The sequence below is a fragment of the Cognatishimia coralii genome, assembly GCF_037478305.1.
GTDB lineage: Bacteria > Pseudomonadota > Alphaproteobacteria > Rhodobacterales > Rhodobacteraceae > Cognatishimia > Cognatishimia coralii.
Genome location: NZ_JBBGAZ010000003.1, coordinates 1 through 22,860, shown reverse-complemented (window position 1 = coordinate 22,860; position 22,860 = coordinate 1). Strand labels below are relative to the sequence as shown.

29 protein-coding genes and 1 tRNA gene are annotated in these 22,860 nt (G+C 55.8%); 18 read left to right on the top strand and 12 right to left on the bottom strand.

What is annotated here, in order from left to right; all coding sequences use genetic code 11:
* Nucleotides 1–9: 9 nt before the first annotated feature.
* The 9 genes from rpsA to WG622_RS07530 all read left to right on the top strand — a co-directional run bounded on the left by rpsA (nt 10) and on the right by WG622_RS07530 (nt 8,682).
* Nucleotides 10–1,686: a 30S ribosomal protein S1 gene (rpsA, locus tag WG622_RS07570; protein ID WP_209355698.1), complete on the top strand. Its 1,677-nt coding sequence runs from the start codon at nt 10–12 to the stop codon at nt 1,684–1,686.
* A gap of 100 nt (nt 1,687–1,786) precedes the next feature.
* A complete protein-coding gene (locus WG622_RS07565; protein WP_339403038.1) occupies nt 1,787–3,748 on the top strand; it encodes a DEAD/DEAH box helicase in 1,962 nt (653 codons plus the stop codon).
* Between the two features lie 232 nt (nt 3,749–3,980).
* Nucleotides 3,981–4,265 (top strand): integration host factor subunit beta, encoded by a 285-nt coding sequence (gene ihfB, locus WG622_RS07560; protein WP_209355700.1) that lies wholly within the window; start codon nt 3,981–3,983, stop codon nt 4,263–4,265.
* Nucleotides 4,265–4,615 (top strand): lipopolysaccharide assembly protein LapA domain-containing protein, encoded by a 351-nt coding sequence (locus WG622_RS07555; RefSeq protein WP_339403037.1) that lies wholly within the window; start codon nt 4,265–4,267, stop codon nt 4,613–4,615. Before ihfB ends, WG622_RS07555 begins: the two co-directional genes overlap by 1 nt.
* A gap of 66 nt (nt 4,616–4,681) precedes the next feature.
* Nucleotides 4,682–5,338 carry a phosphoribosylanthranilate isomerase gene (locus tag WG622_RS07550; RefSeq protein WP_339403036.1) on the top strand — a complete coding sequence of 219 codons (657 nt, stop codon included), beginning with the start codon at nt 4,682–4,684 and terminating at the stop codon, nt 5,336–5,338.
* A gap of 72 nt (nt 5,339–5,410) precedes the next feature.
* Nucleotides 5,411–6,649: a tryptophan synthase subunit beta gene (gene trpB, locus WG622_RS07545; RefSeq protein WP_339403035.1), complete on the top strand. Its 1,239-nt coding sequence runs from the start codon at nt 5,411–5,413 to the stop codon at nt 6,647–6,649.
* A 412-nt stretch (nt 6,650–7,061) separates the two neighbouring features.
* Nucleotides 7,062–7,433 (top strand): PepSY domain-containing protein, encoded by a 372-nt coding sequence (locus WG622_RS07540; protein ID WP_339403034.1) that lies wholly within the window; start codon nt 7,062–7,064, stop codon nt 7,431–7,433.
* Between the two features lie 425 nt (nt 7,434–7,858).
* Complete coding sequence (locus WG622_RS07535) at nt 7,859–8,158, top strand: hypothetical protein (protein WP_339403033.1); 300 nt, start codon at nt 7,859–7,861, stop codon at nt 8,156–8,158.
* A 35-nt stretch (nt 8,159–8,193) separates the two neighbouring features.
* Complete coding sequence (locus WG622_RS07530) at nt 8,194–8,682, top strand: helix-turn-helix transcriptional regulator (RefSeq protein WP_339403032.1); 489 nt, start codon at nt 8,194–8,196, stop codon at nt 8,680–8,682.
* Here the strand turns inward: WG622_RS07530 and WG622_RS07525 are convergent.
* From WG622_RS07525 to WG622_RS07495, 7 genes are all read right to left on the bottom strand, one after another.
* Nucleotides 8,679–9,050 carry a DUF2237 family protein gene (locus WG622_RS07525; protein WP_339403031.1) on the bottom strand — a complete coding sequence of 124 codons (372 nt, stop codon included), beginning with the start codon at nt 9,048–9,050 and terminating at the stop codon, nt 8,679–8,681. The two genes, WG622_RS07530 and WG622_RS07525, sit on opposite strands and share 4 nt — an antisense overlap.
* A 9-nt stretch (nt 9,051–9,059) precedes the next feature.
* Entirely contained in the window at nt 9,060–10,223 is a 1,164-nt protein-coding gene (locus WG622_RS07520; protein ID WP_339403030.1) for a serine hydrolase domain-containing protein, read from the bottom strand.
* Nucleotides 10,224–10,301: 78 nt separating this feature from the next.
* Nucleotides 10,302–10,985, bottom strand: coding sequence for an aminoacyl-tRNA hydrolase (gene pth, locus WG622_RS07515; RefSeq protein WP_339403029.1), 684 nt, complete (start codon nt 10,983–10,985; stop codon nt 10,302–10,304).
* A 131-nt stretch (nt 10,986–11,116) separates the two neighbouring features.
* Nucleotides 11,117–11,761, bottom strand: a complete 645-nt coding sequence (locus WG622_RS07510; RefSeq protein ID WP_339403028.1) for a 50S ribosomal protein L25/general stress protein Ctc — start codon at nt 11,759–11,761, stop codon at nt 11,117–11,119.
* Nucleotides 11,762–11,880: 119 nt separating this feature from the next.
* Nucleotides 11,881–12,501: a hypothetical protein gene (locus WG622_RS07505; RefSeq protein WP_339403027.1), complete on the bottom strand. Its 621-nt coding sequence runs from the start codon at nt 12,499–12,501 to the stop codon at nt 11,881–11,883.
* Nucleotides 12,502–12,567: 66 nt separating this feature from the next.
* Nucleotides 12,568–13,731, bottom strand: coding sequence for an alpha-hydroxy acid oxidase (locus WG622_RS07500; RefSeq protein ID WP_339403026.1), 1,164 nt, complete (start codon nt 13,729–13,731; stop codon nt 12,568–12,570).
* A gap of 78 nt (nt 13,732–13,809) precedes the next feature.
* Entirely contained in the window at nt 13,810–14,271 is a 462-nt protein-coding gene (locus WG622_RS07495; protein ID WP_339403025.1) for an Lrp/AsnC family transcriptional regulator, read from the bottom strand.
* 67 nt (nt 14,272–14,338) lie between these two features.
* On the opposite strand from WG622_RS07495, the gene phhA reads away from it, so the two are divergent.
* The gene (phhA, locus tag WG622_RS07490) at nt 14,339–15,187 is read left to right on the top strand and encodes a phenylalanine 4-monooxygenase (RefSeq protein ID WP_339403024.1); all 849 of its coding nucleotides are present in this window, start codon (nt 14,339–14,341) and stop codon (nt 15,185–15,187) included.
* Entirely contained in the window at nt 15,187–15,507 is a 321-nt protein-coding gene (locus tag WG622_RS07485) for a 4a-hydroxytetrahydrobiopterin dehydratase (protein WP_339403023.1), read from the top strand. Before phhA ends, WG622_RS07485 begins: the two co-directional genes overlap by 1 nt.
* Here the strand turns inward: WG622_RS07485 and WG622_RS07480 are convergent.
* From WG622_RS07480 to WG622_RS07465, 4 genes are read right to left on the bottom strand one after another with little or no spacing between them, the layout of a single operon-like run.
* Nucleotides 15,504–16,031, bottom strand: a complete 528-nt coding sequence (locus WG622_RS07480; RefSeq protein ID WP_339403022.1) for a GNAT family N-acetyltransferase — start codon at nt 16,029–16,031, stop codon at nt 15,504–15,506. The two genes, WG622_RS07485 and WG622_RS07480, sit on opposite strands and share 4 nt — an antisense overlap.
* A complete protein-coding gene (trpA, locus tag WG622_RS07475; protein ID WP_209355717.1) occupies nt 16,012–16,815 on the bottom strand; it encodes a tryptophan synthase subunit alpha in 804 nt (267 codons plus the stop codon). The genes WG622_RS07480 and trpA overlap by 20 nt, the downstream gene beginning before the upstream one ends.
* 52 nt (nt 16,816–16,867) lie before the next feature.
* The gene (locus tag WG622_RS07470) at nt 16,868–17,077 is read right to left on the bottom strand and encodes a hypothetical protein (RefSeq protein ID WP_339403021.1); all 210 of its coding nucleotides are present in this window, start codon (nt 17,075–17,077) and stop codon (nt 16,868–16,870) included.
* On the bottom strand, nt 17,078–17,488 hold the full coding sequence (locus WG622_RS07465) for a VOC family protein (protein WP_339403020.1): 411 nt from the start codon (nt 17,486–17,488) through the stop codon (nt 17,078–17,080).
* A gap of 100 nt (nt 17,489–17,588) precedes the next feature.
* On the opposite strand from WG622_RS07465, the gene ychF reads away from it, so the two are divergent.
* The 7 genes from ychF (at nt 17,589) to WG622_RS07435 (ending at nt 22,610) form a co-directional block, all read left to right on the top strand.
* The gene (gene ychF / locus WG622_RS07460) at nt 17,589–18,686 is read left to right on the top strand and encodes a redox-regulated ATPase YchF (RefSeq protein WP_339403019.1); all 1,098 of its coding nucleotides are present in this window, start codon (nt 17,589–17,591) and stop codon (nt 18,684–18,686) included.
* Nucleotides 18,687–18,799: 113 nt separating this feature from the next.
* On the top strand, nt 18,800–19,717 hold the full coding sequence (locus WG622_RS07455) for a nucleoside hydrolase (RefSeq protein ID WP_339403018.1): 918 nt from the start codon (nt 18,800–18,802) through the stop codon (nt 19,715–19,717).
* A 106-nt stretch (nt 19,718–19,823) separates the two neighbouring features.
* Nucleotides 19,824–19,913 (top strand) — tRNA-Ser (locus WG622_RS07450).
* A 105-nt stretch (nt 19,914–20,018) separates the two neighbouring features.
* Nucleotides 20,019–20,708 carry a DUF6538 domain-containing protein gene (locus tag WG622_RS19215; RefSeq protein WP_369077067.1) on the top strand — a complete coding sequence of 230 codons (690 nt, stop codon included), beginning with the start codon at nt 20,019–20,021 and terminating at the stop codon, nt 20,706–20,708.
* The gene (locus WG622_RS07445; RefSeq protein WP_339403017.1) at nt 20,614–21,228 is read left to right on the top strand and encodes a hypothetical protein; all 615 of its coding nucleotides are present in this window, start codon (nt 20,614–20,616) and stop codon (nt 21,226–21,228) included. The genes WG622_RS19215 and WG622_RS07445 overlap by 95 nt, the downstream gene beginning before the upstream one ends.
* A gap of 52 nt (nt 21,229–21,280) precedes the next feature.
* Nucleotides 21,281–22,309 (top strand): DUF3987 domain-containing protein, encoded by a 1,029-nt coding sequence (locus WG622_RS07440; protein WP_339403016.1) that lies wholly within the window; start codon nt 21,281–21,283, stop codon nt 22,307–22,309.
* Between the two features lie 139 nt (nt 22,310–22,448).
* Nucleotides 22,449–22,610, top strand: coding sequence for a hypothetical protein (locus WG622_RS07435; RefSeq protein ID WP_339403015.1), 162 nt, complete (start codon nt 22,449–22,451; stop codon nt 22,608–22,610).
* Between the two features lie 51 nt (nt 22,611–22,661).
* Here the strand turns inward: WG622_RS07435 and WG622_RS07430 are convergent.
* Nucleotides 22,662–22,860, bottom strand: a 199-nt coding sequence (locus tag WG622_RS07430) for a hypothetical protein (protein WP_339403014.1), incomplete at its 5' end; no start/stop codon positions are given.

Genomic DNA, 22,860 nt, shown 5'->3' with positions numbered 1-22,860 from the left:
ACACGCCACATGGCAATGACATCTATGGAGGAATTCGAAGCCCTCTTGAACGAAAGCTTCGAAATGGACACCCCTGATGAGGGGACCGTTGTAAAAGGCAAGATCATCGCAATCGAAGCGGGTCAGGCCATCATCGACGTAGGCTACAAAATGGAAGGCCGCGTTGATCTGAAAGAATTCGCAAACCCTGGCGAAGCTCCTGAAGTTTCCGTTGGCGACGAGGTAGAAGTCTATCTGCGTGCCGCTGAAAACGCGCGTGGCGAAGCAGTTATCTCTCGTGAGATGGCACGCCGCGAAGAAGCTTGGGACCGTCTGGAAAAAGCATATGCCGACGATGCACGCGTCGAAGGCGCGATCTTTGGCCGCGTCAAAGGTGGTTTCACCGTGGATCTGGGTGGCGCAGTTGCGTTCCTTCCAGGCTCTCAGGTCGACGTACGTCCAGTACGCGACGCGGGCCCTCTGATGGGCATGAAGCAGCCGTTCCAAATCCTCAAAATGGACCGTCGTCGTGGCAACATCGTTGTCTCCCGTCGTGCGATCCTCGAAGAGTCCCGCGCAGAACAGCGTGCTGAGGTTATCGGCAAGCTGGCAGAAGGCGATGCGGTTGACGGTGTTGTTAAGAACATCACTGAATACGGTGCCTTCGTTGACCTGGGCGGCGTTGACGGCCTGCTGCACGTCACCGACATGGCATGGCGCCGTGTGAACCACCCGAACGAGATCCTGACCATCGGCGAAACCGTCAAAGTTCAGGTCATCAAGATCAACAAAGAGACCCACCGTATCTCTCTCGGCATGAAGCAGCTGATGGAAGATCCATGGGATATCGTTGCTGCGAAATACCCGCTGGAATCCACCCACACTGGTCGCGTCACCAACATCACCGACTACGGTGCATTTGTTGAGCTGGAGCCAGGTGTAGAAGGTCTGGTTCACGTCTCTGAGATGTCCTGGACCAAGAAAAACGTACACCCAGGCAAGATCGTGTCTACTTCCCAGGAAGTCGAAGTCATGGTTCTGGAAATCGACGGCGCCAAGCGTCGCGTGTCCCTTGGTCTCAAGCAGACCATGCGCAACCCATGGGAAGTCTTCGCGGAAACCCATCCAGAGGGCGCGGAAGTCGAAGGCGAAGTCAAGAACATCACCGAATTCGGTCTGTTCATCGGCCTGCCAGGCGACATCGACGGTATGGTTCACCTCTCCGACATCTCTTGGGAAGAGCGTGGCGAAGATGCGATCCAGAACTACCGCAAGGGCGATCTCGTCAAAGCGGTTGTCTCTGAGGTTGACGTCGAGAAAGAGCGTATCTCTCTGTCCATCAAAGCGGTTGGCGGCGACAAATTCGCAGACGCGACGGGCGGCGTGAAGCGCGGCTCTATCGTGACTGTCGAAGTGACCGCGATCGAAGACGGTGGCATCGAAGTGGAATACGAAGGCATGAAGTCCTTCATCCGCCGCTCCGATCTGGCGCGTGACCGCGCGGACCAGCGTCCAGAGCGTTTCAATGTTGGTGACAAGGTCGACGTTCGCGTCACCAATGTCGACAACAAGACACGCCGTCTGGGTCTTTCCATCAAGGCACGCGAGATCGCAGAAGAGAAGGAAGCAGTTGAACAGTATGGTTCCTCTGACTCCGGCGCGTCCCTGGGCGATATCCTCGGCGCAGCTCTGAAGGGCGACGAGTAATCGCTTAGATCTCTGATCTAAAACCTTTTGGCCTCGCCCAATCGGGCGGGGCCTTTCCTTTTTCAAGGCCTCAGGCCTTCCGTTTCGAAAGACCCCGACAGTGAAACAAGCCCTACAAGACGCGCTGGATGAGCGCGGCTATTCCACTCTGACTCCGGTTCAGCAGGCTGTGATCAGCGACGAGCATCTGGGGCGGGATCTGTTGGTCTCGGCACAAACCGGATCGGGCAAGACCTTGGGCTTTGGTTTGGCGATTGCGCCGACGGTTCTGGGCGAAGGCGAGCGGTTTGAACGGGCCGACACGCCCTTGGCGCTGGTGATTGCGCCGACCCGCGAGCTGGCGATGCAGGTGAAGCGTGAGTTGGGTTGGCTCTATGCGCAGGCCGGAGCCGTGATGGCCTCCTGTGTGGGCGGCATGGACATCCGCAGTGAGCGCCGTGCGCTGGATCGTGGGGTGCATATTGTCGTCGCTACGCCGGGGCGGTTACGCGACCATATCGAAAAAGGAGCGATTGATCTGTCGGACGTGCGCGCGGTGGTGCTGGACGAAGCCGATGAGATGCTCGACCTGGGCTTCCGCGAAGATCTGGAGTTCATTCTGGGCGAATGCCCTGAGGATCGTCAGACGCTCTTGTTCTCAGCCACTGTGCCGAAAATGATCACGGCTTTGGCGCAGAATTATCAGAATGACGCTGTGCGCGTGGTCGTGAAATCTGAGACCCGCCAGCACGCCGACATCGAATACCGCGCCATGCAAGTCATTGATCGCGATGTGGAAAACGCGGTTATCAATAGCTTGCTTTATTATGATGCGCCCAATGCCATCGTCTTTGGCAACACCCGCGCGACTGTGAACCGTCTGACCACGCGGCTGTCGAACCGAGGCTTTCGCGTTGTCTGCCTGTCAGGCGAGCTGACCCAAGCCGAACGCACCAACGCGCTGCAAGCGATGCGGGATGGGCGCGCGAATGTCTGTGTGGCGACCGATGTGGCGGCGCGGGGGATTGACCTGCCGAACCTCGATCTGGTGGTGCATGCGGAACTACCAAGCAGCCATGAAACGCTCCTCCACCGCTCCGGTCGCACGGGGCGGGCAGGGCGCAAGGGCACATCAGCTCTCATCGTCACCAAACGCAGCGCCAAGAAAGCGCAGCGCATTCTCAAGATGGCAAAGCTGGACGCAGATTGGGGTGGTGCGCCAACTTCGGAAGAGGTTTCTGAGCGCGAAGACGCGCGTATGATGGCCGATGAGGGCTGGGCGACTCCGGTCAATGAGAGCGAACAGGACACCGTCGCGGCTTTGACTGAGGCTTTCACCGCAGATCAACTCGCGGCCGCTTATCTGCGCCTGCGGCGCACTGCACGCTCGGCCCCGGAAGAGTTGAATAGCTTTGCTGACACCAAACCCCGCCGCAAAGAGGACTTCGGACCAAGCACTTGGTTCTCGGTCGCTGGTGGCCGTGCCGCGGATGCCGAAGTGCGGCGTCTTTTGCCGATGATCTGCAAGGCCGGAGATCTCACCAAAGACGACATCGGCGCGATCCGCATTCAGCAGAGTGAAACCTTCGTGCAGGTGCTAGATTCAAGCGTCGATGGCTTCCTTGCTGCCATTGGATCGGATCAGACCATCGAGGGCTCTAAAGTGACCCAAATCGAAGGCGCACCGAAATTGGAGCGGCCGGAACAATCCGACCGCCCGTTCAAATCGCGTGGACCCAAGCGCGACGGTGGCAAGACCTTCAAAAAACCTCGTCGCGATGAGGACCGTCCAGCCAAGCCACACCGCAAAGGCGACAGCAAAAAGCTGCGTGACGAAACGGTGTGGAGGGACCTTGGCCCCAAAGCCGACAAGGCCGCCACGGATAAACCAAAGAGCCACAAGAAACGCGACAACGGGCCAGGCGACAAACCCAAGGGTCCACCGCCGCCCAAAGGCAAGCCGAACAGCAAAAAGAACAAGGCCCGTGCCGCGGCAGCCAAGCTGGCGGCCAAGGGGAAAGGAAAGCCTGCAGCCAGAGCCTCGGGCAAAGGTGGCGAGGCGCGTCCCAAACGGCGAACATAGGGTCGTTAACGCATCGCGAATCGGGAATTTATTCTGCGGCGCAGCATCGAAATTGCTGCGTTTTAACCCAGCTTAAATTCTGTGTGATGCATTAAATCCCCCGAATCCTGACCTTTTTCGCACCAAAATCAGGGGTTTGGCGGATCTTAAGGTTTCCGTTTGGCCAATATTGTTTCTATAGTCTGAACTGTTGTTCAAAAAAACAAAACAGAACACTGGGGAGTGGCTATAGATGATCCGGTCTGAATTGATTCAGAAACTCGCGGACGAGAATCCGCATCTTTATCAACGCGACGTAGAGCGCATTGTGAATTCCATTTTCGAAGAGATCACCGAAGCCATGGCGCGTGGCGATCGGGTCGAGCTGCGCGGCTTTGGGGCGTTTTCGGTAAAACAGCGCGATGCGCGCGTCGGCCGTAATCCGCGCACCGGCGAGTCTGTCGCAGTTGAAGAAAAGCACGTTCCGTTCTTTAAGACAGGGAAGCTCTTAAGAGATCGTCTAAACGGAAAAGCCTAATGCGCTACATTCGCTATGCCTTTTTGGCAAGCCTTGGGGTGGTCCTGATATCGGTGGCTCTGGCCAACCGTGGTATGGTCACTTTGAACCTGCTGCCCACTCCGATGGGAGAGTTGCTGAACTTTAACTTCTCGGTGTCATTGCCGCTGTTTATCGTGATTTTCATGGGGATCGGCGCGGGGCTTTTGATCGGCTTCTTTTGGGAATACCTGCGCGAGCATAAACACCGGGCTGCAGCCGGGGCCGCACAGCGCGATCTGAAAAACAGCCAACGCGAAGTGCGCCGCCTGAAGGGCAAAGCGAACGAAGGTAAGGACGAGGTACTGGCCCTTTTGGATGAAGCGAGCTAGATCCTGTCACAAGAGATCACCTGATGGCCCCGGAGATCCTCTGGGGCTTTTCATTTTGAGGGCCTTATGGACACCAAAGTCAAAATCTGTGGGCTGACCACGCCCGAGACGATCAAGGCTGCGGCCGAGGCGGGCGTGACCTATGTCGGGTTCAATTTCTTTGACAAATCGCCACGCTATGCCGCGCCCGAACTGGCACGCGCGCTTGCGTTGGACACGCCGGTCGGCGTGGCAAAAGTGGGGCTTGTGGTGAATGCGGATGACGCCCTTCTAGATCATCTGACTGACACCGTGCCTTTGGATATGATCCAACTGCACGGAAAAGAAACGCCCGAACGTGTGGCAGAGGTGCGCGCGCGCTATGGTTTGCCTGTGATCAAGGCAATCGGCATTGCGACGGCTGAGGACGCCAAACAGATCGATATATACGGTCAGGTCGCAGATCAGCTATTGGTCGATGCCAAGGCCCCCAAGGACTCGGTGCTGCCCGGCGGCAATGGGCTGGCCTTTGACTGGCAACTCATCAATCGCAAGTTCTGGCCCAAACCGTGGATGCTGGCTGGAGGGCTAACACCTGAAAACGTGGGCCTTGCGGTTCAGATGACGGGGGCGCGGCAAGTGGACACGGCCTCGGGTGTCGAGAGCGCGCCGGGCGTGAAAGACCCTGACCTGATGCGCGCTTTCATCACGGCGGCGCGACAAAAGCCTGCACCGAAACTTTGACGTCACTTTCCGATGGTGTCCGGGCGCTTTCCGTCCTAAGACTTTCGGCAACTTCTGAGAAATGAGGCAGCTATGGCCAACGATCTTTTCAACAGCTTCATGAACGGCCCTGACGACAAGGGCCGCTTTGGTGACTTCGGCGGACGTTTTGTGTCTGAAACGCTGATGCCGCTGATCCTGGATCTGGAAGCGGAATATGAGAAAGCCAAGACCGACCCAAGCTTCTGGGCCGAGATGGATGACCTCTGGGCGCATTACGTGGGCCGCCCAAGCCCGCTCTATTTCGCGCCACGCATGACCGAGGAACTTGGCGGTGCCAAGATCTACCTTAAGCGTGACGAGCTGAACCACACCGGCGCGCATAAGATCAACAACGTGTTGGGTCAGATTATTCTGGCGCGTCGCATGGGCAAGACGCGGATCATCGCAGAAACCGGCGCAGGCCAGCATGGCGTTGCGACCGCGACGGTCTGTGCCAAGTTTGGCCTGAAATGTGTCGTCTATATGGGTGCGCATGATGTTGAGCGTCAGGCGCCGAATGTGTTCCGAATGCGTCTCTTGGGTGCCGAGGTTGTTCCTGTGACCTCCGGTCGTGGCACGCTGAAAGACGCCATGAACGACGCTCTGCGCGACTGGGTGACCAATGTCGCCGATACTTTCTATTGCATCGGTACCGTGGCTGGCCCGCACCCATACCCTGCAATGGTGCGTGACTTCCAAGCGATCATCGGCAAAGAAGTTCGCGAGCAGCTCGCCGCGCAAGAGGGCGAAGGCCGTTTGCCTGACACGGTGATTGCGGCGATCGGCGGTGGCTCTAATGCAATGGGCCTGTTTTTCCCGTTCCTGGATGATCAATCCGTCAATATCGTCGGCGTCGAAGCGGGCGGCAAAGGCGTGAACCAAAAGATGGAGCACTGCGCGTCCCTCACCGGAGGTCGTCCGGGCGTTCTGCATGGCAACCGCACTTATCTGTTGCAGGATGACGATGGTCAGATCCTTGAGGGCTTCTCGATCTCGGCAGGGCTCGATTATCCGGGTATCGGTCCAGAACACGCCTGGCTGCATGACATCGGCCGTGCGCAATATGTGTCGATCACCGACAAAGAAGCGCTGGAGGCGTTTCAGTTCTCTTGCCGCACCGAAGGCATCATTCCTGCGCTCGAGCCTAGCCATGCGCTGGCCCATGTGATGAAGCTCGCACCGACCCTGCCTAAGGACCATATCATCGTGATGAACATGTGTGGGCGTGGCGACAAGGACATCTTTACTGTCGCGCGCCACCTTGGCTTTGACATGAAAGACGCTGAGTAAAACTTCAAAACGTTAGACACTTAAAAGGCGCCCTATTTTGGGCGCCTTTTTTGTTTGGTAGGTCGCCAAATTCCAGTCGTCATCGTCTGGATTGCGCATAAACCGATGGATTAGGCATCTCAACCAAGGCTTAGGCGCTCTATTTGGCTGCTCTACATTGCTGAAAACACGATTGCAGTTTGGGGTTTGGTGGTGATGCAATTAAGGGTTTAATTTTAATGGGAAATTTAGAAAATTGAGAACGCCACTCTGTTAAACTTTCGTTCCAATTTCTAACCCTTGGTACTGAAACCCGCGATCTAAACCCCAGCCCAATATCTCTGGCCGTGTTCTCGACCCAAGTTGTGTCCAAGGCAGCCAACGCTGTCGAACAACCCTCGTAAGACTAACCTCGTAAACACAGGACACACACATGAAGAAAATTCTCTCCACCACCGCGATCGTTTTTCTTGGCACAGCTGCCTTCGCACAAAGCACCGACTTTGAAGCGCGGATCACAGCTGATCTGGAAGGTCAGGGCTATACCGTTGTCGATGTTGAAACCGAAGGCGGCGAAGTGATCGTCGAAGCTACCCGCGACGGTACTGAGTTCGAATTCACATATGACGCAGCCACCGAGGCCCTGCTGGGCACCGAAGAAGAGCCAGTCGACGCCGATGATGATGAAGACATGGACGACGAAGACGACGACATGGACGACGAAGACGACGACATGGACGACGACGAAGATGAAGACGAAGACGACGAAGATGAAGACGAGGACGAAGACGAAGACGACGACTAAGTCGCTCTGAGGACCGTCTTTAGGTGACTTTAAAGCCCAACGCTTGAACAGTTACCTGCTGGCTGATGCCGCATCCCCGAAGTCGCATCAGCCAGCTTTTTTCGTTGCATTTGGGTGAACTGATGAATGCCCGCGACCTGTCTGCAGCCACTTTGCGCCTTTGGCGCAGTTGGCAAAGATGAAAACGACGAAGATGAAGATGACGATGCCGCAAGTGACGATGAAACATAGGTCCCAAGTGGATCGAGTTCAGCGAAAGGCCCCACAAACTTCCCCACACTCACGGCTTTCGCTTGAAATCACTTGAATGATCGTCATGCTGACCAATGCAAAACGTCCCGTAGCAGCATTGGTCAGCAGCCTATTCGGAGAAGACGATGAAGAGAAAATTTGTACTAGCGTTTTGCATAGGATGTGCCTTCGCAATGCCAGCGTCCGCTGCTCCTACAGTCGAAGAAATTATCGCTCAGCTTGAAGCTCAGGGCTATACCGATGTCTCCGTATCGCGCACTTGGCTGGGTCGCATTCGGATTGAAGCCGAAAGCGGCACCCATGAGCGCGAGATCGTGTTCAACCAACGTACTGGCGAGATCCTGCGTGATTTCTGGGAAGAGCTCGAGGATGACGGCGATGACGATGATGTCGAAGAGTCAGAGGAAGCTGACGAAGAAGGATCTGACGAGGGTGATGACTCGGAAGATGAAGACGAGGGCGATGATGATTGACCCGGTTACCATCGGACAGGAGTTGACGTCCCCGCATGGATAAAAACCGCGCGTTTCTGATTGCAGTTACAGCCGTGCAGGGCGCTTGCGCGGTGTTTTTTGTGTCTGACATTTTGTTGACGATCATAGGCGTCCGGACAAATCCAATCCGCTGGCAAACCCGCGAACTGCTTGAAATAGGCGCTGCGATTGGCCTGACCCTTGGGGTGGTATTCGGCTATCTGACCCTCAGACGTTCTCTAAAAAGAACAGCTGCGGCCGAGGCCAGTTTGCGTTCTGTACAGATGACATTTCAGGAGCACATCCAAGACCGCTTCAATGCTTGGGAACTTACCGCCGCCGAGCGGGATGTGGCGCTTTTTACAATAAAAGGGCTTAGCGTGTCAGACATCGCCGAGTTGCGTGCGACATCCGAGGGCACCGTCAAAGCGCAGAGCGCGGGGATTTACCGCAAGGCTGGCGTGAATAACCGTACGCAGCTTGTCAGCCTGTTCATTGATGACCTTTTGGAACAGGACTGCTAGGGCAGGGCGTATTGCTCCAGCACACGTAGTGGAACGATGTCCGTCGCTCTTAAATGCGTTGCAGATAGGTTCACGCGCGGGGCGCAGCCTTCGTCATGGGCCTGCAGAAACCGCGCCGCGCACAGGCACCAGCTGTCCCCAGCCTTGAGGCCTGCAAAGCCGTATTCCGGGCGCGGGGTCGACAAGTCATTGCCGACATATTTCGAATAGGCGAGGAATTCGTCTGTCATGACCGCACAGACGGTATGGCTGCCTTGATCGGAGGCGCAGGTGTTACAGGCCCCGTCGCGGAAGAAGCCTGTCAGAGGCTCTGTGCTACAGGGAATAAGGGGTTCGCCGTAAATATTGACGCTGGGATCTGCTTTCATATCACCAGATTACAGGTTTTCAGCGATGGCGCGAAACATTTCTATGTTGGAGCTGTTCACACCTTGGTTGCGAAAGCCGCGATCTGCGCCGTTGGTCACGATCACGATGTTCCGAGGGTGATCGATATAGATGTATTGGCCATAGATGCCGCGTGCAAAATACTCTCCGGGGCGGGCGTCTGAGGGCATCCACCATTGGAACCCGTATTGCTGCCGTCCCGCTTTGGTTGGCGCTGACGGGGCGGTCGAGGCGGCGATCCAATCGGCAGGCACTATCTGTGCGTCGTTGAATGCCCCATCATTCGCAATCATCTGACCAAAGCGCGCGTAGTCGCGGGTGGTGAAGTTCAAACCGCCCAGCACAAAGGCAACACCAACGCCGTCAGTGACGTAATAGCCATCGCGTTCCATGCCCAAGGGCGTCAGGATCTTTTCGGTCAGAAGCTCGGCGATTGGACGCCCGGTCGCGCCTCGGATCACCATGCCGATGACGTGCGTGTCGATTGACACATACTGCCACGCGGCGCCCGGTTCTGCGAAAGAGCTGTCGATAGAGGCCGTGAAGTCGTCCATCTTTTGCCCCAGCGCGAGGACACGTCCCATACGGTTGATATCGGAGTTGAAGTCCAGATAGTCCTCGTCGAACTCCACCCCACTGGCCATGTTCAACACATTGCGCACGGTGGCGTCTTTGTAGGCGCTGTCCGCAAGCTCAGGCGCATATTTGATCACCGGATCGTCAAGCGAGTCGATGGCCCCTTCGGCCAGAACCACCCCAAAGAGCGCAGACAGATAGCTCTTGGCAACGGACCAAGAGATCCGACGATCCTCGGCGCTGGTGCCAAGGAAGTACTCCTCAAACCGCATCTCTCCGTCTTTCAGAACGATCAGAGAGGTGACGCTTCGGTCTTTGATCCACTGATCCGCGCCATTGGGTAGGGTGATCGTCTCGCCCTGTGGGAAAACATAGGCCGGCCCATCGCCTTTGGGCAGGTCGGTTTTCAGAAACGCCGCCTCCATGGACGAGAAATTGCCAACGATCTTGTCAGCATCAAACAGAGAGTTCACGACCAAGAGCCGTTGGATCTCCTCGCGTTTCCAAACAGCAAGTGCGGCGACAACAATCACCAGAACCAAAATGATGCGGAATACAATTCGACCCAAACGGCGCATGTGACCTCTCCCTCAACCCTTCTTCAGCATGAGAGTAGAGGCGCTAGCGTGCAACGAGGACGCTACGGAACCTTAGGTCTAGCGGAACTTGTCCATCAGTTTTTGAAGGGGGGACTTGTCCTCGACCGGCTCTGGCTCTGTGGCCTTCGGGGCTGGCGTAGGTTTTGGTTTCGGCTTGCTGGTCGAAGACCGCGGCGGGGCCACACGCAACGCAACCGCATTCATGAACTTGCCGCCATCATCGCGCGCCAGATGTTCCGCCCCATCGCTGATCCCGCGCATGAGGTCATCCAGCCACTCCTGATCCGCCTTGGCAAAATCCCGCAAGACATAGCCCGCCACGGCGTCTTTGTGACCCGGGTGCCCAATCCCCAAACGCACACGGTCGTAGTGCGGCCCAATATGCTGGTGAATGGAGCGCAGCCCGTTGTGGCCCGCATGGCCTCCGCCCGCCTTGACGCGACACTTGCCCGGGGCCAGATCCAACTCGTCATGCAAAACCGTGATGTCGGTGCTTTCGAGCTTGTAAAACCGCATCGCCTCTCCAACCGATTGGCCGGATTTGTTCATGAAGGTCATCGGCTTAAGCAAGATGACCTTGTCGCTGCCAAACTTGCCTTCGCTGACCTCGCCCTGAAATTTGCTGCGCCAGGGCGAAAACCCGTGATCTTCGGCGATCCGGTCCAACGCCATAAAGCCGATATTGTGACGGTTCCCAGCGTATTTGTCGCACGGGTTGCCTAGTCCTACGAAAAGTCTCATGGCGTGATCTCTGCGGTGTCTTTCTTGTGCCTTCATACGCGGCTTTGATCCTCAAAGCGAGAGACCCCCAAAGAAAAACGCGGCGCCCGAAGGTGCCGCGTTTCAATGCATTGGCAAAAGCCGCGCGAGGATTATTCCTCTGCTGCCGCCTCTTCGCCCTCTGCTGCGTCGCCTTCGCCGTCGTCGTCGCTGTCAGAAGACCGCAGGGAAGATGGTGCAGAGATGTTCGCGATCACGAAGTCACGATCGATCGTTGGTTTCGCGCCTGCTGGCAGCTCAACCGCAGAGATGGTCAGAACGTCGCCAACTTCTTTGCCCGCCAGATCAACAACGATCTTTTCAGGGATGTCGCCCGCGGTCACGTTCAGCTCAACTTCGGAACGCACAACAGTCAGAACGCCGCCTTTTTTGATGCCAGGCGCTTCTTCTTCGTTCACAAACTCAACCGGGATAAACAGGTTGATTTTGGAAGTCCGACGCAGACGCAGCAGGTCCAGGTGGGTCGGCAGGTCTTTGACAGTGTGGCGCTGCACGTTACGGCAGATCACGCGCACGTCTTCCTGACCTTCAACTTTCAGGTTGAAAAGGGTCGACAGGAAGCGGCCGTCTTTCAGCTTTTTGAAAAGCACGTTGAATGGGATGTTGATCGCGATAGGATCCGCGTCACCACCATAAACAACACCAGGTACGAAGCCGTCGCGACGAGCTTGACGAGCGGCGCCCTTGCCTGTCCCCGTCCGGACTTCGGCGTGAAGATCAGGGATCTGTCCAGCCATTTGAATTCTCCAATAGATTAGGGCAGGGTTCCTCCAAGGCTGTAACCCCGCGTGAAGCGCTGGCCTTAGCGTAGAATCATCAGATTGCAAAGGGGTATTCGCGTGTTTTCGGCCGCGATTTACCCGTTGTATTGCTGCAAATGCCCGCCTGTGTCCAAAACCCTTTGATAAAGGGCAAATTCATCGGCGCGGAAGGCACGCAGCTCGGCTTCGACGTCAGGCGACAGAGGTGTCGGTTTGTCAGGTGAGACGTTCTTTTGCTGGAACTCAAATGTCTTGCCAAAGCGGTCATTGAGAAAGCCTCGCACGACCTGCTGTTTTTCATAAGCAAAGATGTGGTGGACGGGGATCACGCCATCAAACATCGACAGAAACCCAAGCTGCGTGCCGATAGCAGCGGCTGGCGGCTGCGGCTCTTGCATCACGAGGCGGACGAAGTCGTCAAAGCTCAGATTCTGACAATCCGCGCGTCCGCCTTTTTCTACGGGCCGCGCGCGGTATCTGTACCAGCTTCGGATCTGCTCAATGGGATCGCGGATGATCGCCATGACCTCGGGTTTGAGGCCATAGAACTCGTCCAGAAACGGCACCATGCGGCGTTTGAACTGGCCTGCGGTCATATGTTTGCGGCGTTTCGCAAAGACGATATCGGCGTGCGGGCGCAGGGCCATTTCATAGGCCGTGCTGCCTGTTTTGGGCATCGCGAGGAAGGCGAGGTTTTGCTCGAAGTAGATTTGCACGGGGTGGCCTGATCGTTTTGATCAGACTATCACCTGTCCACATTTAGGTGTCAAAGGCGAAACGCCTTATTCCCACTCTCCCGAAAACCCTTTCGGCACCATCAGCACATCGCGATCAATCTCATCGATTGTGCGTCGCCCGGCCAGTCCCATCGAGATATCCAGCTCTTTGTGAATGACCTCAAGCGCCTTGGTCACACCGGGTTCCCCCATCGCGCCCAGCCCGTAAATGAAGGCCCGCCCGATATAGGTTCCTTTGGCCCCAAGCGCGACGGCCTTGAGTACGTCCTGCCCAGACCGGATTCCACTGTCCAGATGCACTTCGATCTTGTCGCCCACCGCATCCATAATCGGGGGTAGGGCGCGGATGGCCGAGAGGGCTCCGTCGAGCTGTCGCCCGCCGTGGTTTGACACGATGATCGCATCGGCTCCCACGTCCAAAGCTTTGACCGCGTCGCGCGGGTCGATGATGCCTTTGATGATCAGAGGGCCGTCCCACATCTTGCGGAACTCTTTGATGCGGTCCCAATCGAGCGCCTGATCAAAGCTCTTGGCGGTCCATTCAAACAGAGAGCTCGGGTCGTTCACGCCCTTTGCGTGCCCAATGATATTGCCAAACCCGCGCCGTTTGGTGCCGAGCATCTCCAGCCCCCAGCGCCACTTGGTCGAGAGGTTGATGATATTCTTGAGCGTCGGTTTGGGCGGGGCAGACAGGCCGTTCTTCAGATCCTTATGGCGCTGGCCGAGCATCTGAAGGTCGACTGTAATCACGGCGGCCGAACATTTCGCATCTTTAGCGCGGTCAAACAGGCGACGCATGAAGTCATCATCTGTCAGCGTATAGACCTGCATCCAGAAAGGCTTGTCCGTGTTCTCGGCCACATCCTCAATCGAGCAGATCGACATGGTCGAGAGCGTGAAGGGCACGCCAAAATTGCCCGCCGCCCTTGCGGCTTTGATCTCACCGTCAGCCGATTGCATGCCCGTCAGACCGACAGGGGCCAAGGCCACGGGCATCGAGACATCCTGACCGATCATCTGCGTCGCTGTGCTGCGGCCCGTCATATCGATGGCGACGCGCTGCTTGAGGTAGATGTCCGCAAAGTCCGAGGTGTTCTCGCGGAAAGTCTGTTCGGTATAGCTGCCGCTTTCCGCATAATCATAGAACATGCGCGGCACGCGGCGCTCATAGATGCGTTTCAGATCCTCGATGCAGGTGATCACTGGCATAGCGTAACTCTCTAAATTGGTAAGGGATGTTTGCCAATTTGGGCAAAAACTTGCAATCCCCAATTTTGGGTAGCGGGGTTAGACCGGCAAAACCGTCGAGGATTTCGTGCGGCGCAGAACGAAGTTCGTGTAAGACGAACTGATTATGCCGAGCCTTAAGACACGCTTCATAATGAACTGTTCCAGCGCCTCGGCGTCTTCGGCCACGACCTTTAGGAGGTAGTCGTTGGACCCGGTGATCGAGGCGCATTCGATGACCTGCGCTTCGTTTTGTACAAAGCGATCAAAGGTTTGGATGGTTTCCTCTTTGTGATCAATCAGGGACAATTGCAGATAGGCCTGCGCGTTCAGGCCCAGAGCCTTTTGATCCAAAAGTGCCACATAGCCTGTGATGATCCCGCTGTCCTGCAGGCGTTTCACACGACGAAAACAGGGGGATGTGGACATGTTCACCTGCCCGGCGAGGGCTTGCAGGCTGATTTTGCCGTCTGTCTGGAGGGTGCGTAGGATTGTGCGGTCGATTTCGTCTAAGTTGGGCATGAATTTTGGCTTTGGCGTTTTGTGAGGCACATTTTGCCCTAATAATTGCTGCAATGCTAGATTTTAGGTGATTTTTTGCCCCTGTTTCGCGCGAAACTTTCCCAAAGAGAGGAAAGTCATGCCGAAATCGACCGCTTATACCGCCAAAACGCCCGATAAAAACGGGTTGATTCCCTACACCAGCGAAGAAGACGCCGTTTGGGCGGATCTGGTAGACGCCCAATGGGACGCGGTTCAGGCCCATATGGCGCGCCCGTATCTGGATGGGCTTAAGAAACTCGATATGCCACGCAGCAAAGTGCCTCAATGCGCGGATATTTCTGCTGTCTTGCAGCGCGAGACGGGTTGGAAAGTCGCGCCAGTGCCAGCGCTTATCGGGTTTAAGACGTTTTTTGACATGCTCGCCGATCGCACCTTCCCTGCAGCGTCCTTCATCCGGTCTCGCGAAGACTTCGACTACATCGAAGAACCCGATATCTTTCACGAGATTTTTGGCCATACGCCGCTGCTGACCGATCCCCGTTTCGCGGCGTTCTCCGAAGCCATTGGACGGGCAGGGCAAACAGTCGACAAATCGCAATACTCCTGGCTGATCCGCCTTTACTGGTTCACGATTGAGTTCGGTCTGACCTACGAGAACGGCGCGCTTAAGGCGCTTGGCTCTGGGCTGGCTTCCTCAAAAACCGAGCTGCCTCATGCGGTCATCAGCGGCGATCCAGTGGTCCGTCCCTTTGACATTCAGGACATCCTGCGGACGCCTTATCGTATCGACATCCATCAGCCGGTTTATTTCGTGATCGAGACCCTCGACGACATGTTCGCCGCCGCCGACCGCGACCTGACGAAGGATATCGTAGAGGCGCAATCCAAGGGCCTGTTTGAGCCGCTTTACCCTCCAATCCCAAAGGCATCGTAATGGCAACTCAAGAAACCTGCGAGCCCTGCACCCTGGGCGACGGCCTTCTGTCTTCAGAGCAGGTCCAAGCACGTTTTGCATTGCTGCACGGCTGGGAATTGGCCGGGGATCACATCAAAAAGCGTTTTGACTTCAAAGGCTTTGCCAAAGCGGTTGAGATGGCGAACCTAGCGGCTTGGCATTCCAACAAAATGGGCCACCACGCGGACATCGCCTTTGGTTGGGGCTATTGCGAGGTCACCTACACAAGCCACGAGGCAGGCGGTTTGACGGCCAATGATTTCATCTGCGCGCGTAGGCTCGACGAGTTACTCAGCTAAAGCGTCAAATGCCGATAAACCAGATCCTCGGGAGCTTGGCGCGGCGCGTCGTCGTCGCGCGTCGCCCCGAGGCGTTCGGCGAGCTTTTGTGATTTCTCGTTTTCTGGGTCGATATAGCTGACCAGCCCTTTGATGCTGAGCACCTCATAGGCCCAACGCCGCATGCATTCGGCCGCTTCAAAGGCATAGCCTTTGCCTTCCGCAGCCTCGTAAAGCATCCAGCCGAGTTCTTTTTCTGGGAAAAGCGGCCCGTGGTTGATGCCGACTTGGCCGACAACGTCTCCGGTGGCCTTCTCGACCATCATCAAAGCGCCGTGGCCGAACAAGGCCCATTGGCCTGCGTCCTGGCAAAACATGCCCCATGCGTCCCGCTCTGAAAAAGGCCCGCCCATATAGGCGGCGCGCTCTGATCCCATCAGCTTTTTGTAGGCCGACCAATCGTCCAGCTCCATCGGGCGTAGGATCAGGCGGTCAGTTTCAAGCGTGGGGGCTTGGGGCATGGGCTCAGGCGCGGTGCGCTCCATCAGCAAGGGTTTTCACGAAGGCCAGAACTTCGTCTGCTGGCTTGCCTTCGCCAATCATTTTGACAATGGCCGAGCCCACGACTGCGCCGTCGGATACGGAGGCAATCGCCTCTGATTTCTCGGGCGTGTTGATGCCAAAGCCCACGATCACAGGCAGGTCGGTGGAGGATTTGATCCTTTCGACTTCTGGGCCGACATTGGTGGCCTGCGCTTCAGCCGCGCCGGTGATGCCGGTGATCGAGACATAGTACACAAAGCCAGAGGTGTTCTGCAGAACCTTCGGCAGGCGTTTTTCATCGGTGGTCGGCGTCGCGAGGCGAATAAAGTTCAAACCCGCCGCTTGCGCTGGAATGCAGAGCTCGTCGTCTTCTTCGGGCGGCAGGTCGACTACAATCAGCCCATCGATGCCCGCGTCCTTGGCGTCTTGCAGGAATTTGTCCACGCCGCGGCTGTAGATCGGGTTGTAGTAGCCCATCAGTACAATCGGGGTCGTATCATCATCTTTGCGGAAATCGCGTGCCATCTGCAGCGTAGTTTCCAGCGTCATGCCCTGATCCAGCGCGCGCTGACCGGCCAGCTGAATGGTTGGGCCGTCTGCCATAGGGTCGGTGAAGGGCAGGCCGAGCTCAATGATATCAACACCCGCTGCTGGTAGGCCTTTGACCACCTCAAGCGAGGTCTCATAGTTCGGATCACCTGCCATCACATAGGACACAAAGGCTTTCTTACCTTGCGCCTTCAGCTCGGCGAATTTGGCGTCGATGCGGGTCGTGAAGTCGGTCATTGGGCGATCCTTAATACTACGCCCAGCGGTTTGCCTAAAGTTTTGGGGGAAATCAATCCTTCGCGGACGGCGCGGGCGCTTTGCGACCCAAAAGACGCGAGATCATGCGGCGCAGCGGCCCGGGGCCTGCGGATTTGCCGAGGCTGATGCCCGCGTGGATGCGTTCGATTTCATGATTGTCGATCACCCGTTCCGCACAACCGCAACCCTCTCCGAGGCCGACCTTGGTATAGTAGAATTTCTCAAAGCTCTGCTGGCGCATTTACTCTTCCTCTTTGGCGATCATGATCATCCAGTGGGTGCCGAAGCGATCCTTGCATGTTCCGAACCCGTAGGCAAAGAAGGTTTCCTGATAGTCCATCAGGATTTCGCCACCTTCAGCCAGTCTCGCAAACTTCGCGCGGCCGTCTTTGGCATCCTTGGCGTAATGGGTCACATGCACCGAGGCCTGAGGGGCATAGCTCTGACCTGGCAGAATATCAGAGGCCATCAGCATGTGATCTCCAATCCGGATATGGGAATACATCACCCGCGCATCCGGCGGCATGCCGGCCTCGGGCGGGGCCTCGGCAAAGGACGTTTTCACAACCTCATCGGCTCCTAGAATTTCGGCATAAAAATCTATCGCTTCTTCGCAGTTGCCATCGAAAAATAGAAATGGCGTAAAGCTCATTATTCATTCTCCCTTGAACACAATACGTGGACCCTAACACCACCTTGCGTCATTCCCAAACACTCAGTAAGAGCGGCAGAGCAAATGACAGGAGGCCAATATGGGCTTTAAAGTTGGGATCGTCGGGCTGCCGAATGTGGGCAAATCCACCACGTTTAACGCGCTGACCAAAACGGCGGCTGCGCAGGCGGCGAATTTTCCGTTCTGCACGATTGAGCCCAACGTCGGAGATGTGGCTGTGCCCGATGATCGTCTGGACAAGCTGGCGGCAATCGCGAGCTCTAAGCAGATCATCCCAACGCGCATGACATTTGTCGATATCGCGGGTCTGGTGAAGGGCGCGTCAAAGGGCGAAGGCCTTGGGAACCAGTTCCTAGCCAACATCCGCGAAACCGACGCTATCGCTCATGTTCTGCGCTGTTTTGACGATGACGACGTGACCCACGTGGATGATCGCGTGGATCCCGTTGCCGATGCAGAAACCATCGAGACCGAGCTGATGCTCGCGGATCTGGAAAGCATCGAGAAACGCCGTCAGGGTCTGGTGCGCAAGCTCAAAGGCAATGACAAAGAGGCCAAAGAGCAGGACCGCCTGCTGGCTATGGCGCAAGAGGCGATTGAAAATGATCGCCCCGCGCGCACAGTCGAGATCGCGCCAGAGGACGAGAAACTGTGGAAAGGCCTGCAGCTCTTGTCCACCAAGCCTGTGCTTTACGTGTGCAACGTCGGAGAATCCGAGGCGGCCGAAGGCAACGCGCACTCCGCCGCCGTGGCTGAAATGGCCGCCAAACAGGGCAATACCCATGTAATCATCTCGGCGCAGATCGAAGAAGAGATCAGCCAGCTTGAGGCAGAAGAGGCCGAGATGTTCCTCAGCGAAATGGGGCTTGAAGAAGCCGGTCTGGATCGTCTGATCCGCGCAGGTCATGACCTCTTGCAACTGGAAACCTATTTCACCGTCGGCCCGAAAGAGGCGCGCGCTTGGACCATCAAAAAAGGCACGCTGGCCCCACAAGCGGCGGGCGTCATTCATGGTGATTTTGAACGTGGTTTCATCCGCGCCGAAACCATCGCCTATGACGACTACATCGCCTGCAATGGCGAGCAGGGCGCCAAAGAAGCGGGCAAGATGCGCGCCGAAGGCAAGGCCTATGTTGTGCAGGACGGCGACGTGATGCACTTCTTGTTCAATACCTAAGCCTCACCCGAGGCTTTCGGAAAATTTGAAACTGTTCCAGCCGGGCAAGGCGCATTCGCGCTTGCCTCCGTTAGCGCTATCTACATTATGGGCCGCTAAAATATGAGGACCCTATGACAAAGATCATTATCGATACAGATCCCGGCATTGATGACGCCATGGCAATTTTCTACGCGGCGGCGGCTGAGGATATCGAGTTGCTGGGCCTCACTGCGATCTTTGGCAATGTGACCGTCGACACCGCCACGCGCAACGCGCTGCGACTGGTTGAGGCAGTGGGGCTCGATATTCCTGTGGCTCGGGGTGCCGAGAAGCCTCTTGAGATGCCGCACATCAAGCCGTCAGCCCATGTTCATGGCGACGAAGGCTTTGGCGACATCCCCGCCGCAACGCCCAAAGGCAACGCCATCAAAGAAACTGCCGCAGAGTTCCTCGTCCGCATGGCGCGTGAGCACAAAGGCGAACTGGTGCTCTGTCCAATCGGCCCGTTGACCAATATTGCGCTGGCCATCCAAGCGGATCCAGAGTTCGCCTCAAACGTGGATCGCATTGTCCTGATGGGCGGTTCGTATAAAGAGGGCGGCAATATCACGCCCTATGCCGAGGCCAATGTTTACCACGACCCACATGCGGCCGAGGTTGTCTTTGCCTCCGGTGCCAAGGTCGAAATGGTCGGGCTGGACGTCACCCATCAGATCCTCTGCACCAAAGAGGATTTCGCTGCGATGGCCGAGGCCGCGCCCAAGCTGGGTGGCATGCTTCAGGACATGAGCCACTTCTATCTGAAGTTCTATGAAACCGTCGGCAAATTTGATGGTTGCAGCCTGCATGACCCCGCCGCCGTGATTGCCTGCACGCACCCGCATCTGTTTACATCCGAAGAGGTCGGCATCACCGTTGTAACTCAAGGCGAAGAAATTGGCGAAACCCGAGCTGCCGCTGACGCTCGCAGTGAAACAAGCGTTTTGATGGGCGTGGAAAGTGAAGTGGTGAAGTCCTTGTTTATGCAGAGAATTTCTGGTCTTTCGTGACCGCGCCATGCGCAGTTTGACACGTTTGATCAACGATCACGAGCCTATCAAAAAAATGATAAAAAGCCCTTGTGGAAGTAGGGGCTTTTCTTTACTTCCGGTCAGTGGAGACGTGGCCGAGTGGTCGAAGGCGCTCCCCTGCTAAGGGAGTATACCGGAAACGGTATCGAGGGTTCGAATCCCTTCGTCTCCGCCACGAACAAGCGATTTGAGTTGGTGTGTTTGTAATTTTTCCAAATAAAATCAATTGCCTACTGATCCTTAACTGAATGTTGTAAGTTCCTCCCGCATAAAAACCCGCATGGAATCCCGCATAGTCGGGTTGATTGCTGGAGGACCTCTAGTGGGGATTACGCAAGATCGTGGACGCTACTATTTTGTTCTAAATGTACCCAATCATCTTTTCGGCAAAGTGCTCGGGAAGTCGGGACAGCCCGTTCGCCAAGTGCGACAGGCTTTGCGGACAGCAGACCTGAGCGTTGCAAAGCGCAAGGCCGTTGAGGTCGAGAAGCGGATCCGAACGCAATGGCACTTATTGGAACTTGGTGAAGACGCTCTAGCTTATGAGCAGTACCAAGCAGCCAAGAGCGGGGCCGAAAGTCGTGGGTTTGACTATGTTCCAAGCGATGTGTTGCTCAAACGGTCTTTTCAGGAGAACATTCCTCGCCTGCTGGCTGCGTCAGGCACTCTCTCACGCCAAACTTCGCCAGAAGTGCGTGATGCCTTGCTTGGGAGCGTCAACGTCTCCCTTCCCCCACTTAGGAAAGTTTGGGAAGAATTCAGAGAGCTCACAAAGACAAAGCGATTGCGTAAATCGGATCGTCAGAAGCACCTATGGGCATTACCCCGCGAGCGCGCTGTCGCGAACTTCGAAAAGGCAAAGCGCGCAGGTGAGCTTGGACCGGATCGACCGTGGGGATGCTCTGGCATTCAGGTCTTGGTGGGCAAGCAAGGTGGAAGCCGGAAAAGCCAAAGCCGAAACCGCCAATAAGGACTTTGGCCATCTTTCCCAGATCGTTTCCACTTGGTGTGAGCTAAAGGTACATGGCGATCTGGAAAACCCATTTTCCAAGTTACGCTTTGACGAGGCCATTGATCCAGAGAACCGCAGGCCTGCCTTCTCCAGAGATTGGGTGCGAGGCAAACTGCTGGCTCGAGGTGCTCTTGATGGTTTGAATGAGGAAGCGCGGGACGCTTTTCTAGTGTTAATCAATACTGGCCTGCGTCCATCGGAAGTTTTGAGTTGTCCACTTGAAGATTATTGCCTGGATGCCCCCATTCCATTCATCAGGGTGGCACCCAACGGTCGAGAGCTTAAGCAAAGACACACTGCACGAGAAATCCCGTTGATCGGTGTGTCCTTGGCAGCCGCAATGCGTATTGCCAAACGGGGTGGAATACATCGGTATCCTCACAAAGCCACGAGTTGGTCAAACCTCGTGAACAAATACCTCATGGTGAATATTCTAAGAGAAACACCCGCACATTCAGTCTATAGCCTAAGGCACTAGACGCAAACATATTAAGGAAGCCGGCAGTGAGGGAAATGTTGTCGAAGGGCAGGTGCCCCAAGCCCCCGTTGAACCCTCGGACCCTAGAAAGATCCTCTCTGATCTAACTTTCGAAGGCCTTCTGCACCATTTTGAGAGCGGAAGCCCCTCGGTCGGGATCTTTTCTGACGAAGGGGGGCAGATTTTTGGGGGCCATGCCATGAGCAAAAAAAATTTGCTCAAGACAGTTGCGGGGTTGTCCAAAGTTTGGGATGCCGCACCGCTCAATAGGACAAGGGCAGGGCAGCCTCTTCGCACGTTTAGGCATAGGCGGGGATGCTTGCATTTGATGCTGCAAGGCAAAGTTGCAGAGAGTGTTTTTGCAAACGAAATTCTAAAAGATCAGGGCTTCCTTTCGAGGTGCCTCATCGCCGTTCCCGAAAGCCACATTGGCACGCGCCTGATCAGAGAAGATGACACCACAATGCGGGAGAAAGAACGGGCGAAGGTAAACCTTGCCGAGTTTAGCGCCCAGATCTCACATCTCCTTTCCAAGTCTAAAGACCTTAATGGTGATGCAAAGGAACTGAACTTGGGTGTGCTCTCGTTAGATCCAGGGGCTCGGGACGAATTGATAGCCTTTGCCAACAGGCTTGAGGCACAGCAAGCAAAAGGCCAGTCGCTTGAAGGCATCCGTGGTTTTGCATCCAAGGCTGCTGAACAGGCAGCACGCATTGCGGGTGTTTTTACACTCTTGGCAGACCCAGATGCGCAATCAGTCAATCGCGAGACAATATCTGATGCTGCCCACCTTGCGAACTGGTACGTCGAACAAGCTCTTTGTGCATTGGATGCGGGCTTCGTAGATCCTGCGATGAAGGAAGCTGAACAGCTAAGACAATGGTTGATCAAGAAACATAGAAACACGACTTTTGTGAAACGTGATGTCGTCAAGAGCGGGCCTAGCAACATTCGCGACACAAGGAAGGTTGAGCGTTTATTAGCGATTTTGGAAGAGTACCATTGGGTTGAAAAGTGCTCTGACGTCGAACAGGGACAGGTTCGCACACGCAAAGCATGGCGGCTGGTATGTCATGACTGAGCGATTTGGCTGTACTTTTCAAAGGGAGCAGGAAAATCCTGCGTTTCTGCATGCGTCTGACCCAGTCGCTGCGACAAATGTGGGATTTGTCGCAAAGCTAAAAACACATAGGGCGCTGATAAATATAAAGAAATCGAAAGTGTCGCAAAAGTCGCTTGTCGCAAGGTCCATGGCGCAAGACCCAGAAGTGCACTCAGTCTTCCAAGAGATGGTGGCCACGTTGGTGCGCGAAGCTGGCATGAACAATGAGCAAGCAGAGTCGCAAGCTTTCGTGCAAGTCATGGACGCATTCCGAAACTAGAAATCGCGGGTCCTTTGCGGGGGCGCTGCCATACGGGTTATTCGCGCCCCGCTAAAAGTCGAAAAGCCGTGGCCCCACAGACTTTGTATTTGGGTTGTTGTTGTCGTTGTAGCGGTAAGGGCGTATTCTGTTGAAAAACTCACCCTTGATCGAGGCCGAAGTCACTGATTCAATTTCCATATTGAACGGGGGATTGAGTGATGATGGGACCGAGACAAGAAGCGCAGGCGGCTTTGTTTTACGAGTTTTC